At 50.8% G+C, this 16531-nt stretch carries 20 protein-coding genes; 1 reads left to right on the top strand and 19 read right to left on the bottom strand.

The genetic code is table 11. From position 1 onward, the window contains the following. Positions 1 to 370 precede the first annotated feature (370 nt). Positions 371 to 1387 carry an alcohol dehydrogenase AdhP gene (gene adhP, locus JUF13_RS07020; protein WP_203638775.1) on the top strand — a complete coding sequence of 339 codons (1017 nt, stop codon included), beginning with the start codon at positions 371 to 373 and terminating at the stop codon, positions 1385 to 1387. 756 nt (positions 1388 to 2143) lie between these two features. Here adhP and JUF13_RS07025 read toward each other — a convergent pair. The 19 genes from JUF13_RS07025 to JUF13_RS07110 all read right to left on the bottom strand — a co-directional run bounded on the left by JUF13_RS07025 (position 2144) and on the right by JUF13_RS07110 (position 16513). Beyond that, on the bottom strand, positions 2144 to 2785 hold the full coding sequence (locus tag JUF13_RS07025; protein ID WP_203638777.1) for a matrixin family metalloprotease: 642 nt from the start codon (positions 2783 to 2785) through the stop codon (positions 2144 to 2146). A gap of 308 nt (positions 2786 to 3093) precedes the next feature. After that, positions 3094 to 3435 carry a GRP family sugar transporter gene (locus tag JUF13_RS14420; protein WP_225893628.1) on the bottom strand — a complete coding sequence of 114 codons (342 nt, stop codon included), beginning with the start codon at positions 3433 to 3435 and terminating at the stop codon, positions 3094 to 3096. 173 nt (positions 3436 to 3608) lie between these two features. Continuing rightward, positions 3609 to 3926, bottom strand: a complete 318-nt coding sequence (locus JUF13_RS14425) for a GRP family sugar transporter (protein WP_225893627.1) — start codon at positions 3924 to 3926, stop codon at positions 3609 to 3611. Between the two features lie 279 nt (positions 3927 to 4205). Next, complete coding sequence (locus JUF13_RS07035) at positions 4206 to 5249, bottom strand: Rrf2 family transcriptional regulator (protein ID WP_203638779.1); 1044 nt, start codon at positions 5247 to 5249, stop codon at positions 4206 to 4208. A gap of 257 nt (positions 5250 to 5506) precedes the next feature. Beyond that, positions 5507 to 6166, bottom strand: a complete 660-nt coding sequence (locus tag JUF13_RS07040) for a matrixin family metalloprotease (RefSeq protein WP_203638781.1) — start codon at positions 6164 to 6166, stop codon at positions 5507 to 5509. 263 nt (positions 6167 to 6429) lie between these two features. Beyond that, positions 6430 to 7194, bottom strand: a complete 765-nt coding sequence (locus JUF13_RS07045; RefSeq protein ID WP_203638783.1) for an FAD:protein FMN transferase — start codon at positions 7192 to 7194, stop codon at positions 6430 to 6432. Continuing rightward, entirely contained in the window at positions 7191 to 7352 is a 162-nt protein-coding gene (locus JUF13_RS07050) for a hypothetical protein (protein ID WP_164511384.1), read from the bottom strand. The genes JUF13_RS07045 and JUF13_RS07050 overlap by 4 nt, the downstream gene beginning before the upstream one ends. A 150-nt stretch (positions 7353 to 7502) precedes the next feature. After that, on the bottom strand, positions 7503 to 8318 hold the full coding sequence (locus JUF13_RS07055) for a Cof-type HAD-IIB family hydrolase (protein WP_203638785.1): 816 nt from the start codon (positions 8316 to 8318) through the stop codon (positions 7503 to 7505). Positions 8319 to 8453: 135 nt separating this feature from the next. Next, positions 8454 to 9803, bottom strand: coding sequence for an MFS transporter (locus JUF13_RS07060; RefSeq protein ID WP_203638787.1), 1350 nt, complete (start codon positions 9801 to 9803; stop codon positions 8454 to 8456). A gap of 329 nt (positions 9804 to 10132) precedes the next feature. Beyond that, positions 10133 to 10321 carry a 50S ribosomal protein L32 gene (gene rpmF, locus JUF13_RS07065; RefSeq protein WP_057735399.1) on the bottom strand — a complete coding sequence of 63 codons (189 nt, stop codon included), beginning with the start codon at positions 10319 to 10321 and terminating at the stop codon, positions 10133 to 10135. Between the two features lie 66 nt (positions 10322 to 10387). Next, positions 10388 to 10939: a DUF177 domain-containing protein gene (locus tag JUF13_RS07070; protein ID WP_125765838.1), complete on the bottom strand. Its 552-nt coding sequence runs from the start codon at positions 10937 to 10939 to the stop codon at positions 10388 to 10390. A 73-nt stretch (positions 10940 to 11012) separates the two neighbouring features. Beyond that, positions 11013 to 12161, bottom strand: a complete 1149-nt coding sequence (locus JUF13_RS07075) for a nucleotidyltransferase (RefSeq protein ID WP_203638789.1) — start codon at positions 12159 to 12161, stop codon at positions 11013 to 11015. Positions 12162 to 12163: 2 nt separating this feature from the next. After that, positions 12164 to 12907 carry a class I SAM-dependent DNA methyltransferase gene (locus tag JUF13_RS07080; protein WP_203638791.1) on the bottom strand — a complete coding sequence of 248 codons (744 nt, stop codon included), beginning with the start codon at positions 12905 to 12907 and terminating at the stop codon, positions 12164 to 12166. Next, entirely contained in the window at positions 12904 to 13260 is a 357-nt protein-coding gene (gene rsfS / locus JUF13_RS07085; RefSeq protein ID WP_125765835.1) for a ribosome silencing factor, read from the bottom strand. The genes JUF13_RS07080 and rsfS overlap by 4 nt, the downstream gene beginning before the upstream one ends. Before the next feature lie 13 nt (positions 13261 to 13273). After that, positions 13274 to 13882 (bottom strand): bis(5'-nucleosyl)-tetraphosphatase (symmetrical) YqeK, encoded by a 609-nt coding sequence (gene yqeK / locus JUF13_RS07090; protein WP_203638902.1) that lies wholly within the window; start codon positions 13880 to 13882, stop codon positions 13274 to 13276. Continuing rightward, entirely contained in the window at positions 13872 to 14504 is a 633-nt protein-coding gene (locus JUF13_RS07095) for a nicotinate-nucleotide adenylyltransferase (protein ID WP_203638793.1), read from the bottom strand. Before JUF13_RS07095 ends, yqeK begins: the two co-directional genes overlap by 11 nt. A gap of 15 nt (positions 14505 to 14519) precedes the next feature. Continuing rightward, positions 14520 to 14843 (bottom strand): YhbY family RNA-binding protein, encoded by a 324-nt coding sequence (locus tag JUF13_RS07100; RefSeq protein ID WP_125765832.1) that lies wholly within the window; start codon positions 14841 to 14843, stop codon positions 14520 to 14522. 4 nt (positions 14844 to 14847) lie between these two features. Further along, complete coding sequence (yqeH, locus tag JUF13_RS07105; protein ID WP_125765831.1) at positions 14848 to 15990, bottom strand: ribosome biogenesis GTPase YqeH; 1143 nt, start codon at positions 15988 to 15990, stop codon at positions 14848 to 14850. Then, the gene (locus tag JUF13_RS07110; RefSeq protein ID WP_203638794.1) at positions 15971 to 16513 is read right to left on the bottom strand and encodes a YqeG family HAD IIIA-type phosphatase; all 543 of its coding nucleotides are present in this window, start codon (positions 16511 to 16513) and stop codon (positions 15971 to 15973) included. Before JUF13_RS07110 ends, yqeH begins: the two co-directional genes overlap by 20 nt. Positions 16514 to 16531 lie beyond the last annotated feature (18 nt).

Genomic DNA, 16531 nt, shown 5'->3' on the forward strand with positions numbered 1-16531 from the left:
AAACCCATACTACCAGCGGCCGTCCGATAATCATTTCAACATTTAATTTTATCATATTTTCTCATAATTGTATGCAAAAGCACGCGGCTTCTCACATTTAGTTATTTCTTTACTTTCTAAACCGGGAAAAAATCCTTCACTTGCAAACAACAACCGGTTGCATTCGATAGTTAAGTTTGCTTTTGAAAACGGTTAAGTAGTTTGCTTCACATTATTGATTACTGTATTCTTCTATTGTTGGCTTGATTTAACGCCAATTAATTGCCGACTTGGTTAAATCTTAATAATTTTTGTGCAGATTTTCACTTGCAACTCACCACTTTTGCAGTATACTAGCTCTTGTAGATAAAAAGAAAGAGGAGTTGTTTTCATGAAAGCAGCAGTTATTCGCGATTCAGTAGACGGTTACGTTGATATTAAAGATGTTACGCTTCGTCCTATCACCCATGGAGAAGCCTTAGTTAAGATGGAATATTGTGGTCTTTGCCACACCGACTTACACGTAGCTGCCGGTGACTTCGGCAAGCAACCTGGCCGGATCATTGGGCACGAAGGTGTTGGGAAAGTTATCCAAGTTGCTGACGACGTTGAAAACTTGAAGATTGGCGACCGCGTTTCCGTTGCTTGGTTCTTCAAGGGTTGTGGCCACTGTGAATACTGCTTGACCGGCCGCGAAACGCTTTGCCGTAATGTTAAGAACTCCGGGTTCACCGTTGATGGTGCCATGGCTGAAGAATGTATCGTTGATGCCAACTACGCCGTTAAGGTCCCAGAAGGCTTGGACCCCGTTGAAGCTACTTCATTGACTTGTGCCGGTGTAACCATGTACAAGGCTTTGAAGGTCGGCGAAACGAAGCCTGGCCAATGGGTTGAAGTTGTTGGTGCCGGTGGTTTAGGTAACCTGGCTATCCAATACGCCCACAACGTCTTCGGTGCCCACGTGGTCGCCGTTGATGGTAACCCTGACAAGTTGGCTGCTGCTAAGGCTAACGGTGCCGAAGTGCTGATCAACCGGCATGACGGTGATGTTGCTGAACAAATCCAAGCTAAGGTCGGCGGTGTAGATAACGCCCAAGTTACGGCCGTTAACAAGGACGCCTTCACCCAGTCCGTTAACGCTTTGAAGCCAGATGGCAAGTTGGTTGCCGTTGCCTTACCACAAGGCGACATGGAATTGAACATCGCCAAGACGGTGTTGGACGGTATCTCTGTTCGTGGTTCCTTAGTTGGGACTCGTCAAGACTTAGCCGAAACGTTCCAGTTCGGTGCAGAAGGCAAGGTTCACCCTATCGTGAAGACCCGTCGTCTGGACGAAGTTAACGACATCATCGACGAAATGAAGAACAACCAAATCGTTGGCCGGATGGTCGTTGATTTTACTAAATAAGGGTTCAAAACTTTAATACTTCCGAAAGCCGCTCCCGTGAAGAGCGGCTTTTTTGTGTTCTCAGGTGGATAGTCCCCCTCACCCAAGTATCATAGAACCATAGTTGCGACGATTGTGCCAACCACGAAACTATCCTGTACACGAGATTGCCCCGGCATTAATGATTATAACAAGCTAAATAGACTTATGACCTAACCGACAACGCATCAAAATGCCTACCAACAAATAGGCAGTTGGCAGTGTTGACGGTCATTGTCAGCAGCATTCCTATCGACACAGACTAATCCACTGCCGAAATCAGTCTTAGCTGAGCTGGTGAAAATGTGACTGAGCAGTCAGTGTTAGTGACCAGAGGCGGATCAAAGTCGAGGTGGAACCGCTTCTCAGGCTGGAATCGACCCCATAGCCGGGACCTTTGAATCCGCCGCCGGGAACGCCATGACACCCACAGCATCACGGTCTATTTTCAACCAAGACGATAAATTTTCATCATCCGCCAACCCCAACCTCCATGTCACCGGCAAAGACTAACGGTCTAAACTAGTGTCAGCCGCAGGGCTGGTGAAAATGGGCTCAGCCGTGGGAGTTGCCTTAGCGGTTTACCGCTTAGGCAACTGCTGTCTTTGAGACTCGGTCTATGAGGCTCAAAGTAAGCCTGGAGACCGCCCTTCGGCTCCAGGCCGCGCCCACAGCGTCACGGCCCATTTTCACCAATCCGGAGGCGCAAACCAGAACATTTTTTAGCCAGCTAATCCGTTACTCCTGATAAAGCAGGGCGAGTGCCCGCAAATCGGCCGTCGACAATGAGTCGTGCTGCTGATTCAGCGGATACATGATTGACTGGCGACTTTCGCTGTGTGCTAATCCCAGCGCATGTCCAATCTCATGAATCGCCACGGACACGCGAATTCTAAGCTCCGGGTGCGCCAGGTTGAGCCCCGCCTTGGCCCGGTTCACGGTGAATGCTTGCCACCCACCTCGGTGCTTCACGGTCGGGCCACCCTCTCCCAATTCAACGAAGTCCCCTGCTTGCTTGGACGTGTCTCGCTGATAGGTGAAGAAAGTCAACCCATTTTGGTGACTGCTCGGCATCCCCGGTACCAGGCGGACCAGCCCCGTTCGATTAAATACCCCCACGGCTTCCTCAAAAATGGGGCGAATATTGGCCGTCACGTGTCGGTCAAAATGATAATAATACGTGGGCGCCAGCGGATACGTCGCCGCCACCAGACTCAACGGGGTTTGGGCATGCTTGGAACTGGGGAGTGGCCCCTCCATTTGATTGACTAACCGATCCAATCGGCTGATTGATCTAACGTGGGGTGCCAAGGCCCCCGGCCACACAACACACATCAGACTCACCAGCATCCCGACCCACAGTAACCGCCACTTTAGCATGGTTGTTGCCTCCTTAATTTTCTGTAACTCTCAGTGTAAGCAGCTCGGTACTCGCTGACGAGCGTTTTGCAAATCGGGACGCAAAAAATAACGGCTGGCCAGTTAAAATTGACCCGTTTTATCAAAATTAAGCAACTAATCGCTGTACTGACGGGTCTTGCATGCGTTTCACCATCCTAGTCCTTCAACCAAGCCACTAGTGGGTATCCATTTTTACATCCATTAACGACTTCAAGACCAAATCTATTCAACTAAAAAATGGGTCCGGAAATTCCGACCCATTTTTCTGATATCAAGTTAGTTCTATATTAAATGTGGACCATCATCACGGCCCCACCAATCAGAATCGCCAGACCAATCGCCTTAGGTACCAATTGCTTCAGATTGGCTTCCTTCAGGACAATCACGCCGAGCAGTGTGGCAACCACCACGTTCAGTTGGGTTAAGACGAAGCCGTTGACCAGTCCATTCAGGCTCAACGACATCAGGTAAGTCCCCGCCGCCACGGCGAAGATGAACCCAGAGGTAATGTTGCGCAGACCCCAGGGATCTTGCCCCGGAATCCGTTTGCGACCGACGACGTAGATCGTCAAGGCCCCGGCCATCATCCCTAGTGTCTGTGGGAGGAAACCGTTGAGCCCCTTAGCCACCGTGTAGTGGGGAAATCCAGAATACCCCCAGTAACCACCAGCATGGCGTAGGCGCCAAGATCCTTACGTGACACGTGAATCACACCGTTGCTGACCATGACCCCTGCCAGAATAATTAGGAGGGCAATCACACCCAGCACGCTGTCGTGCCAACCGACCCATTCGCCGAAAACTCAGCCACCGATCAGGGAGTTCCCGATGATCTGAAGCGCCGTGGAAAATGGTACCGCGTTGTTGACGCCCAACGCGCCGTAGCCCCAGTACTGACCGCCTTGGCCGATGCTCCAGCAGACCCCGGAGACAAAGTACAACAGGAAATCCGTGAGACTATGGTCGTAGTGAAAAATGAGCTGTAAAATAATAGCGATGATCACGCCCCCCACGCTGGTTCCCAACAGTTGTTCCGTCCAATTGCCGCCGGTTCTCCCCTGCATCCAAATGGGAAGAATCCCCCAAAATAACGCGGGCATCAGACCAATGACGATGTTCATCCCGATCACCTGATTTCTAACTTCAGTAAGGTTAATCGTACGCCATTTATGAAAACGCTGTCAATGATGATTCGATAAGTTTTCTCGTGAATCTTCATTTTGACTCATCAACTAGTCGAAACTCCGGATAACCTTTAGGCTCAGTAGTCATGGCGCTTGCTTTGATTCTTTACAGCCTACTCTCACCAATATCTTCCATTAAAAACTTACATTATTAAACAACGCATCACCTATCCCATCAATAGCTGATGCGTTGTTTCGAATTATTGTATCTATCTGCTACTTCACTGGATTGACAATATCCCAGTGCTCGGCGATTAGATTGTCTTCTACTCTGAAGAGATCGTAGTAGATCTTGTCAATGCCCTCCGCATGGCCCTCGGAGATTGCTAGCGCGAAGTTACCATCGGCGATAACGTGATCGATTGCCGTGTAGATAGATTCTTTGCCGACCGACTTCAACATCTGGACCCCCTTCTTGACGGTTTCCAATCCATCGGGAATCCCAACGTGATGCTGGATATAGTCCGCACTCATGTATGCATCAGCGTGTTCGAGATGGGGACCATTCATGAGCGTGGCATTAATCGTGTCCGTAACCAATTGCCGAGTCCCCTCAGCCTTAAAGTTGGCATCAATCATCACGGGACCATCTAATTGTGTGTGACCTGAGGGCGTTGGTGTTTCCAGATAAGGTGTTGCAGTATGCAGATGTTTTTGCACCGTATCACCCGCGAATTGAAAAACGTCAAAGGTCACACTCTGGACACCGTCCGTCGTGGTCAGCGTATGTAATGCTAACCAGTCACCGTCCAGCAAGGTCCGAACGACTTTGACCTGCGTGTTAGCCTTTTGGAGTTCCTGCAATGCTAAATCGATTTTTTTCATAAGGGGTCCCTTCTTGGCATTAGCCTGCGCGAGTATCTGAGCAATCATGTCGGCAAGGGTCGTCTGACCCAATTGTTGTTTTACTTTTTCAGTCAGTTCTTGGTAGTAGTCCCCAAGAACAGATTGGATATTGCCACCGACGATACAGTTTAAATTCGTATTAATATCAACATTCAGTAGCTGATGATCGTCAACTGCCTGATAAATTGCGAGTAGCGAAATATCCTCCGGTGCCTTCAATAAAGTGATCTTGGAAACACCACGCTGCGTGCTTACCAATCCAGTTTGTTTGAGGTCACCCACCAGCTGGCGAATCAAAACGGGATTAGTATTCACGCTCTGAGCGATTTGCGTACTACTTAGATTTTCCTTTTCTCTAATAGAGAGCAATGCCAAGGTATGAATGGCATCACTCAATCGGGTATTGAGCCGCAAAGCAAGGCCCCCTTTGTGTATTTATTGTTATTACATGATTAACTATATCCCGTTTAAGGTGTAATGTCAATAAATACATCTCCGATTTTAAAAAAAGCGGAGGCTCTATCTGAAATAATATATTAAATTTTATAAAAAGCACCCCACCGCCAAAAATTGGTTGTGAGATGCCTTAATGTATAGAACTAACTTGATAAGCATAAGATTCAACGGTTACGGGCTAAACCTGTATCACCAGCCCGGAGGCAGTACAGCCATTAAACTTTCTGGTAAAGGTGCCGCAGCGTCTTCAAATCACCCGCCGACAAATGCGTCGTCCCTTGGTCGATGGGATACATGACCGAGTTGTGACTGTGACTGTGATCCAAACCGACCGCGTGACCGATCTCATGAATGGCGACCGAGAGACGCACACTTTGCGGATATTTCAGATTCATCCCCGCGCGCGCATGGTTAGCCGTGTACCCCTGAAAACCAGTGACTTCCTCAATTTCTGGGCCCCCTTTGCCCAGTTCCAAGTATGTGCTCTGATTCTCCGGCATCTCCTTACTGTAGGCAAAGAAGGCAATCTCGTTCTGGTGCGCAGTGGCGTCCCCCGCCACTAAATTCACGATGCCCGTTTCGTTATAGACGGCAACGGCCTTTTCAAAGGTGTGCACCATCTTATCCGGAACTTCAGTACCAAAGCGATAATAATAGGTCTTGCTTAACGTTTGCGGCTTAACAATTGATTCAACGGGTGTAGCACGCTTAGACTCCTCGCGCCCCACCATGGGCAACTGAACGCCCAGCCGACTAGTGGCCTGAGCAACTGTGATCTCTGACATCGCAACAAATTTAGGAAATTTTCCCCAGACACTAACTAGCATGACGCTCCCCAAGAGTAAAACTGCTAGTAGGCCCCAAAGCTTCCGCATATTCTCGCTCCTATCCAACTGACTAGTGCCAGTCTACCGAGAAACACGAAACACCGCCACCAATCCAGACTAAGATAGTCGGAATCCAAGACTTTCTTAAACTATTGACGGGGATACATTAGGTTTCTAATCTATTTTTCATTATGTAAACGGCGTTATTAAAGAATTTATAACCAGCTGTATTAAATTTCTCTAATTTAGTTCACACCAAAAGCCCACAACAAGCCATCTTGCCGTGGGCCTTTTCACATGCGATTCATTTCTTAAAATTCTACTAAGTTATCCTGGGCGGTGACCAGTAACCCCATAATTTCGAGATGATGATGCTGTTTAAACGCCGCAAATGCCCGTTCGCCCATGGCCACCGCCGTCGTTGCCAACGTATCGGCCGCAATCAGGCTGGGGGCCAACACGGTGGCTTGGTTCAGACTGGGGGCGCCCTCCTGACATTGAATGGGGCCACCAATCGCGCTGCCACCCCGCATCGAGGTCGCCATCGCCCCATTTTTAACGCGATAACGTTTGATGACGTGACTCATATCGCTCGGAGACTCGACCCCCACGTTCCAGACAAATTCGCTGCGCGCGGTCACGCCCATCTGCACGTCGCCCCCGCCGTTGATTGCCGCCGCGACCAGACTCTGATCGTGTAACAACGGCTGAAGATACATTTCAAACGCCTGAAAGAGCATCCAGCCCTTCAGGAGCCCGCGTGGGTCAAACGTCCCCGCGTAAAAGGGATCAAAGGCATTGCCGGTGTCCGTCTGCGCCTTGAGGGCCAGCTGATAGACGGCCTGCAATTCCGGACTGAAGGCGGACGGGGCCAATTCGCCGCGCTGAAACTGACAAAGTTCCGAATCCGTACGGTCGCATGAAAAACACAGGTTCAATCGCATAAAATACCGAGAAAGATTCGTGATCAACTGCCGAAACGTTGACTCGGACAGATGGCCAAACCGGGGCATGACCAACCGGACATCGATTGGCGCCGTTCCCGTTTCAATTTGAATGGTTAATAATTTGCTCACTTGGCCCGCCCCCCATTCGTGTACAGCAGCGTGACGGGTACCCGATCATTAATCACCGCAGTCGCCGATGACTTCGCTTCCCTGAGCAGCGTCACCCCATCCACTAAAACGGCCACCACCAGCAAACCAGTTAACACCCCACGTAAAAACCGTTTCATGTGCGTCACCTCACTCTTTATTTCGAGTATACCTACAAATGTCCCGTACTCGTCGTGGGAACCTCGGGTAGGTTAAGTGACCGCCAAAAGCGCTCTGTGATACAAAAAAATAGCCCAGGAAAACTCCCAGACTACCCTTGCAGTTCACAGCTATTTGCCTAAAACCACCTGTTGAATCGTCTTTAAGACGCCATCGTGTTCGTTATCGACGGTCGTCACGTGTTGCGCCGCCGCTTGAATCGCAGCGTCAGCATTGGCCATCGCAAAACCGCTCCCGGCAAATTGTAACAACGGCACGTCATTCACGCCGTCGCCAAAGGCCATGATGTTGGCTGCCGTGAGTCCCTGTTGCTGCGCCAGCCATTGAATCGCCGGCAGCTTACCCACGTTGGCCGCCACGATGTCAATGACCCCGTAACCACTGTCATGGGCATGGAGCCGGCCGTCAAAGTAGGTGTTGAGTCGGTCAACCAATTCGGCTGCCTGGTCTGGCGCCGTCGACACACTAATTTTCTTGATTCGATCATCCACGGTCGCTAAGCTCTCCACCTGTTGCAAATTGTCATAGTAGGCTTCGGCCGCGTCAATCAGCTGTTGTGGCGCGCCGAGTTCCGTGTAGGACGCCCGTTCCCCGGTTAGAATCACGTAGGTATGCCGCAGAAAGTCCTGATGCCGATCCACACTGACGAACTGTTCAACATCCGTCGCCGTCAAACTACCATCAAAAATTTGTTGACCATCCTGATAGATAGACGCCCCATTTTCAGCGACCATCACCAAATTAGGGGCTAAACTGTCCGCAAAGAGATCTCGTAGATGGGCGTACTCATTGCCTGAAGCCAAGACCAAGGTAATCTGCCGTGCGCGCAACGCGGCCAGCACCTCGCGCATCAGCGGCCGATTGTAACTCTGGTCAGCATGCAACAGCGTGCCATTCAGGTCCGTTGCGATTAATTTAATTGCCAAAATTTCACTCCTCAAAAATAACTGTGTGCAGTCATTATACGCGTCCACCCGGGTAAAACACAAAAAGAAATCCGAATCGGTTGACCCTGAACCACAGCGAGAGATTTTGACAGTCACCACGGTCGCCTGATTAGACTACCTAGCCTGCTGTTGCTGTTGACTCGCTAACAAGACCAAAGCCGCGAGAAAACTTAATCCGGAAATCGCCGTAATAATGAGCAACTGCGCCACGTAACTCGTTGTAAAGGGGTGCAGCCCACTGGTCAGCGCCGCCACAACCGAAATGCCGACCGATTGGCCAAACTGATGAACCGTGTTGACCACTCCGGAAGCGGCACCAGCAATTTCAGCATCGGTGTTTGCTACCCCCTCAACCGTTAGCGGACTCAACACTAGGCCCTGACCAACTCCAAAGATCATCATCGGTAGCGCAAAGGCAATCCAATAACCCCGATTCAGCCCCAAGATGACCGTGAGCGAAACACCTAAAGTAACCAATACCACGGCAATCACAATCAACCTTGCATTGCCTAACTTACTGGATAGCCGTGACACCTGAAGTGCCCCAAAGAATTGTGGAATCGTCACGGGCAGGAAGGCTAACCCGGTCAGTAACGGTGAAAAACCATAGATATGTTGTAACGCTTGCGTGGTGACAAAGAAATAAGCAAACGCGGCCCCGATAAAGAAGAAGCGAGCAACGTAGGCACTGTTCCGTCGTCGGTCAGAAAATAACCGTAACGGCATAATGGGATTTTTGACTGCCCCTTCAGCATAGGTGAACAGCCCCAGCGCAATCACGGCAATGACTAATGCCAACCGCTGGTGCACCGTCCCATCGATGCTGTAAACCAAGGCCGACAACCCTAACACTGATAAGAAGGTGCCGACAATATCCAGACGATTTGTTCGCTGGCTTTCACGGTTCTTCACAAAGAATAACGTCAGTACAAACATCAATCCCCCCACTGGAACGTTTAAAAAGAAGCCGACTCGCCAGGAGAAGGCACTCGTGATTACGCCACCCAGCACCATCCCAAAACTTGCGCCAATCCCAGCGGTCGTCCCATAGGCGGCAATGGCCTGCGACCGCATCTTCCCCTGATAATTATCCAGAAGCAGTGCCAACGTGGTCGGTGCCAGAATAGCTGAACCCACGCCCTGAAACGCGCGCATAGCAATAATCATCGGGCCAGTCGTCGCCAAGCCGACCATTAATGAACCAACTGAGAACACTAGCAAGCCAATTAAAAATACCCGCCTACGACCGTACACATCACCAATCCGTCCGCCAAACAATTGGAAACCACCAAAGGTCAAGGTATAGGCACTGCTGACCCACGCCAACATTTGCGAATCTAAGTGCAGGTCCGCCGCTATCTTCACGGTACTCGTGAACACAATTGAATTATCCAGGAGGATCATAAAATAACTTAATAAAATAATCGGTAAAACAATCCCAAATTTCTCTTTACTCCGTGTCATAATCAAGCCTCATCTTCACTTTAAAATAGTCTCATCCAACCCTGTTTCTTTGGAGGTGAATGAGTCCATCATAGCGAGCATTGGCCTGATTGAAAATTACCAGATAGGCATGCTAGTATGCGTGGCTTGTATACTAGAGGTGCTATGCCTGACACGACAACGCCTATCTGTTTTCGAGCGCGGACGAAAAAACGCCTGGGATAAAGTTCCCCAGACGTTTGAAATTCGCCACAACTTAACCAAAGAATCAGCCAATTTCACGATTTTTAGGTACAAAAAAACTCCCAGAAGCCGCGGACTTCGTGGGAGTTTCTCTAAACTAATAAAAATTAGTTGTTTGCGTTCTTAACCGCAACGACCTGACGGCCATCGTAGAAACCGCAACTTGGGCAAACCATGTGTGACTTACGTAATTCACCACAGTTAGGGCAAGCAGTTAAATTAGGCGTGGTTAACTTGATGTGACCACGACGCATAGCTTTTTTCGTCTTAGACGTTTTCCGTGCTGGTACAGCCAAAGAAAACACCTCCTTTAAATAAATTATATCCACTAGTGAAAAAATTTTTAAGGCTTACAAAGGCGATTATTGATCATCCTGATCAGGGAAGAAATCTTTTAACTTTGCAAGACGTGGATCAACTGATTGATTTTCCTTCTCTACCTTAGCCAGGTCAGCCTCGGAAACGACTTCCCAGTCGTCACCCGTTGGCATCTGTTCACCCTGCTTTTCAGCGTCAGAAAGAATGTGCATCGGAATCTGTAAAATAATGTTATCCCCGATGGCTTTATCGAAATCGATTTCGTCATCCTTAACCACCATCACAACGTCGGTCTTCTCAAACCGTTGCGTTGCGGCGGGGTCGGAAACATAGAATTCCGTCATGTTGAAGTCAACGGGCAGGTCAACCGGTGCTAAAGACCGGCTGGATGGGACCGTTAAGTCCGCAGTGACCCGTGCATCAACGACAACGTCACCATCCACAACGGACACAATGCCCTTAGCGTGGACGGGACTTAAATCTAGAACATCATCGCTAAAACGTTCCATCAAGTCCGCCTTCAAATCCAGCGTCTCGTCGAACGGTAACGGATCGTTCCGGTGATTCTTGCGGAGCTCGGTCAACGACCATTTCATCGCAATCCCTCCAATGCAACGTGATAAATTATACCTGTCAAAAAATAAGATGTCAAGGTAATTTCCTTGATAGTCATTTAGAATCCGCTTTTTTTACCGGAATTCGGCCATAATCCTGGTCGATTCCGGTCACTAGGGTGCGGACAGCCCCCAACCGGTCGTCCAAGGCGCCCGGTCCCTGTTGCCAATCCCGGTCAGCTCGGCTCACCAAGGGTAACGTGACCTGCTTCTTGATCTGATGCAGATACCGCTGACCCTGCGCCGAGTAACCCAGCACCCGCAGGTATTGCGGCTGGACCGCCATTTCGGCTGGCTTAGCCTGCAATAAAATGTAGGCCGACTGGCGCTGTAAACGCGTGTAGGTGTACCGCTTGGTCTTCACCGCGTGCATAAACGCCGCAAAGTCCGGACTCGTCAGCGCCGCCCGTTTTAAGCGATACTCGACGCCCTCGGTAATCTGGTAACACTGCCGCAGGTCCGCCACGTCTCCGCTCACTAGCTGATAACGCAGTGTCGGCCAGAAGTCGGCCCAGCTGGTCAGCTGAGCCCGTTTGAGCAGCTCCAGGGTCGTTGGCGGGACAACCGGTTCCACCGCCGCCCAGTCGCCTGTCAGGGCCGCTGAACGGATAGCGGTGGCACTGGCATAAGCTGCCCCGGCATCAATGGTCGGCTCGTTGTGCTGACTGCCACGGCGAGCCAACGGTAGAAGCGTTAACGGCTGCCCCTGTCGTTGGTTAGCTAGCGCATAGAAGAACCCTAGGATATCATTGGACGCGTTCAGGGTAATCCCCGTTTGCTCCCGCAGATAGCCCTGAAATAGCGAGGCATAGGTCTGGTCAAAGCGTTTGAACGTGGTCGGGTCCGTGGGTAAATGCGCCATCAGACGGGCATAATCCATGTCCGGGTGCTCGGTGCCAAAGGCTAGCCAGTGACACTGCAACGCGGCCAATAGGCGGACACCCCCCGCCGCAAATAAATGCGCCGGTTGTAGGGCCGCGGCGCTTGGCAGTTCCACCACCAGGTCCACGCCCCCGTCTAAGGCCGCCTGCGTGCGCTGCCACTTGTCCATCAAGGCCGGTTCGCCCCGTTGGACCCAGTTGCCGCTCATCGCCGCTACGACCACGTCAGCCCCCGTTTGAGCCTTGGCCTGTGCAATCTGGTAGGCGTGCCCATTATGAAAAGGATTATATTCCGCAATGATTCCCACTGCCTGTAACGCCATTGCTAAGCCTCCCGCGTCACCTCAAAGAACCAACGCGTGGTGTCAGAGGTGGGTTCACTGTTCCCGAAGTCTGCGCTGACCCGCTTGACCGTCAACCCAGCTTTGGCCAAAGCCTGCTGGTAATCAGGTAAGTCATAGGTCCGCTCATGATGAAGCTCGGTCACCTTCCGATACTCCCCGGTCGTTTCATTCTTGGTGAAGAAGGCCAGGTCGTGTTCGGCAGCGTGATCTTCGTCCTCGATACCATAGCTGGTCCAGACAAAGGCCCGGGTCTCATCGACGTAATTATACATGTAGCCTGGGTAGACGTCATCCGTTTGGTGCGGGGTAATCACATCAAATAGGAATTGACCGCCCACAGCTAAGTGGTCATGCACCTGGGTAAACGCCTGCGTCACGGCGTCCAAGTCCGTTAAATAACAGAAGGAATCCGCAAAACACGTCACCGTTTGGTATTGGCCAATCTCACTGAGGTCCAGCATGTTGCCCGCCATCAAGGGCAGGCTGACATCGGCCTCAGCGGCGTGCTTGGCAGCCAGTGCCAGCATGTCTTCACTGAGGTCCAGTCCACTGACCTGGTAGCCCTGTTGCGCCAATAGGACGCCTAATCGGCCGCTCCCACAAGCAAGGTCCAAGAGTTCCCCACTTGTTGGGGCTACCCGTTCAGCGACAAAATCCAGCCACTGGTCGTACATGGCTGGATCGAATAATTCGTCGTAAAGCTCCGCAAAGGATTGATAGATCATGCTTCAACCCATTGACCCAGATCAACTTCTGGGGCGTCTGACCAGAGCTTTTCTAAGTTGTAGTGACTCCGTTGTTCCTTTTGGAAAACGTGCACAACCACATCGCCTAAGTCAATCAGAATCCAGTCGGCATTGTTCCGACCTTCAACATCCTTGACGGTCACGTCGTTGGCGCCCATTTGATCAATGATCTCATCGGCAATGGCTTGGACCTGACGGCTGGAGTTGGCTTCCATAATCAGGAAGTAGTCCGCCATCAGACTCACCTTGTTCATATCTAAGGCAGTCATGTCCTCTGCCCGCTTGTTTTCCGCAGCCTTAACCGCAATTTCTAAAATTTGTTTGCTTTCCATGCATTTTCTCCTCTCAAACGTTCGGATAACGTGGCACCCACGCATTGTAGGTGTCAATGGACTTGGGGTAGACCGGTTTCCCGTTTTCTACCAAATATGCCAGGGTGTGTTTTGCCTGAAAGGCCACTGCCTTGGCCAAGTTCTTATCCGCTAATTGCCGTGCATCGTCGACCCCTGGGAAATCTCTAGCCGGTTCAATGTAATCGGCCGTATAGATAATCTGCTCCAGTGGTGACATGTAAATGGCCCCAGTCGTATGGTGCCGCACGGCATTTAAAATGTCTTCGTCATAGATACCCAATTCATGCTTGATCAGCTCGGCACCAACCACCCCATGCCAAATCGCATTGCCGTAATCCAGCAAGATGGGATTCAGGTGGTACTGCTTGATGGCCGCAATAAAGTCCTCATCAGGTCGCTGCTTGGCGTAATCGTGGACCAGACCAGCAATACTGGCCTTTTCCACATCAACGTCGTTCATCTGGGCCAAGGCAATGGCCGTTTGTTCCACCCGCTGAACGTGTTTAAAGCGTTTCGGTTTGAGCTGTTTCGCAATTTTCGCCAGCAACTCATCACGAGTGCCTGCGAAAAGGTGTTCCGTGTAGGTTAGTTCAGTCACGATATAATAAATGCTCCTTTATATAGAGATCGACCATGGTCGGCACCAGGTAGCGCACGGATTGTCCGCGGCGAACCTGTTCCCGCACCATCGTTGAACTAATGCCGATTTGAGGAACGTCGACCCACAAGACGGGGTACGGCGACTCGCGGTTAAATCCCTGACGACAGACGCCCACGAACTGAACCAGTTTCGTCAGTTCATCGATTCGGTACCACTTTGGTAAGTAAGCGACCATGTCGCCCCCAATAATAAAGTAATACTGATTCTCCGGATGGGCTTGCGTCAGCTGGACCATGGTGTCGTAGGTATAGCTCCGACCACCCCGTTCAACCTCGGTCAACTCTATGTCAAACCGGGGATTGTCCTTGATGGCCGCCTGCACCATGGCGACCCGGTCTTTCGCCGGAATCGTCAGCTTACGGTCCACGTGGGGCGGCTCAGCATCGGGCATGAATAACACTTTATCCAGCCCCAGTTGCGTTGCCACTTGATCCGCAATCACCAGGTGTCCGAGATGGGGCGGGTTAAACGTTCCCCCCAGAATCCCGATGCGCCGTTTCTTAGCCGTCGCCGCCATCTCAGTAGCGACCTGCGTACTCGTTCGTTCTAGGATTTTTACCACGACTGCCAGACCTCCCTACATGTTTTCCACGATTGGTGAAATCTTTTGGTTTTCTTCTTCAGTAGCCACCCGGTACAAGACCAGGACCCGGCCGATGGTTTGGACCACTTGAATGTCCGTGTTGTCTTCGATGAAGGCCTTGGTCTCCTCAACCGACACGTCGGCACTCTGTTGTAAATTGATCTTGATCAGTTCCCGGTTTTCCAGGGCGCCGGTCAGTTGTTCCAACCAAGCCTGGGTCAAACCGTTCTTCCCCACTGAAAAAAGTGGGCGCATAGCATGGGCGTGAGCCCGTAAGTAGCGTTTTTGTTTCCCTCGTAGCAAATTGTCGTCCTCCATATTTTTAAATCATCGCGCGGCGAATCAAGACGCCGACGCCAGCGGGTGCCCAACCGGTCACGTTAATGCCAGCAGGCACCGTAATCCAACCGAGGCCTTCAAAGACCAGATCACTCTTCACCGTGGTCTTAAATTCATGGGCAACCAGTGGTGGGAAGTCATCTTTATTGTCAGCGTGTGGTGGGGTTAAGAGCTCACCCAATTGACGCGCATAAAAGTCATCGGCATTCTCCAGCTTCGTGCGGTGAATGTATAAGTTGTTTTCAAAGTAAGCCGTGAACCCGTTCTTCGGGCCCTTGGTGTAGTCAAACCGCGCAATCCCGCCTAAGAACAACGTTTGTTGGTCATTCAGCTGATAGTTCTTCGGTTTGATTGGCTTTTGTGGCGTCACGATCTTGAGGTCCTTACCATCCAAGAAGTGTGCCATCTGTTGGTTTTGAATGATACCAGGGGTGTCGACCAGGACGTGTTCGTCATCCAGGGGCAATTCAATCTTATCCAGCGTGGTTCCAGGGAAACGTGACGTGGTAATCAAGTCTTGAACCCCGGTGTTTTGCCGAATAATTTGGTTGATCAACGTTGATTTCCCGACGTTGGTGACCCCAACCACATACACGTCGCGGTCGCCACGATACTTGTTGATCAGTTGCAGTAACCCATCAACGGATTGGTTGGTCTTGGCACTTAACAGAGTCACGTCGATTGGCCGTAAGCCTTCTTCGTTAGCCCGTTGCCGTAACCAGTCACGTAACTTGCTCCGCTTCAGTGAGCGGGGTAACAGGTCTTCCTTGTTGCCGACCAGTAAGACGGGGTTACTCCCGACGAACCGGTGCAGACCAGGAATCACACTACCGTTAAAGTCGAAGATATCCACAACGTAAACAATTAAAGCGTTAGCGTCTTGAATTTGCGTTAAAAGGTTTAAGAAATCATCGTCCGTCAGACCGACAGGCACGATTTCGTTGTAATGCCGTAACCGGAAACACCGTTGGCAATAGACTTCTTCCTTCTCAATCCCTTTATCTAACGCCGATTGGGGGGTGTACCCCGGCGCCGTCTTGTCCGTTGTCTGAACCACCGCGCCACAGCCAATGCAGTGCAACGGTTCACCATCGATTAATACCGGTTCAATGTGTTTTTCGTTCATTAAGATCCTCCTGCCAAGTTAATTCTGGGTAGTTGCGGTGCAAGCGCCACATAACTACCTTTTCCAATAACCGATTACCCTTTGTGATCCAGGCATCCGATTTCAAAATGGGTTTGACTAAGACACTCCGTACGCCGCTATGATGCGCCGCCCAGACGTCCGTCAATAATTGATCCCCCACCATGACCACCTCATCACGCCGTAAATGCCAGCGACGAAGCGCCCGGTTCAACCCCAGGGCGAATGGTTTCAGTGCCCGGTGAATGTAGGGTAAATTAAACGGTGCCACGGCACGGTCCACCCGCGCGCGACTATTGTTCGACACCACAATGACCTGAATCCCGGCCAACTCTAGCAAATTGAGCCAATGATGCAGTTCGGGTGTTCCGTCCGGATTATTCCACGCAATCAGCGTGTTATCCAGGTCGGTCAAGACCACCTTGATGCCGTTAGCCCGTAAATCCGCCGGCGTTAAATCATATATGTTCGTAACCATCCACGTGGGTTTGAATCCAGAAACCATGCGGGTGACTGCCCCCCT

It is taken from the genome of Levilactobacillus wangkuiensis, from assembly GCF_016861605.1.
GTDB classification, from domain to species: domain Bacteria; phylum Bacillota; class Bacilli; order Lactobacillales; family Lactobacillaceae; genus Levilactobacillus; species Levilactobacillus wangkuiensis.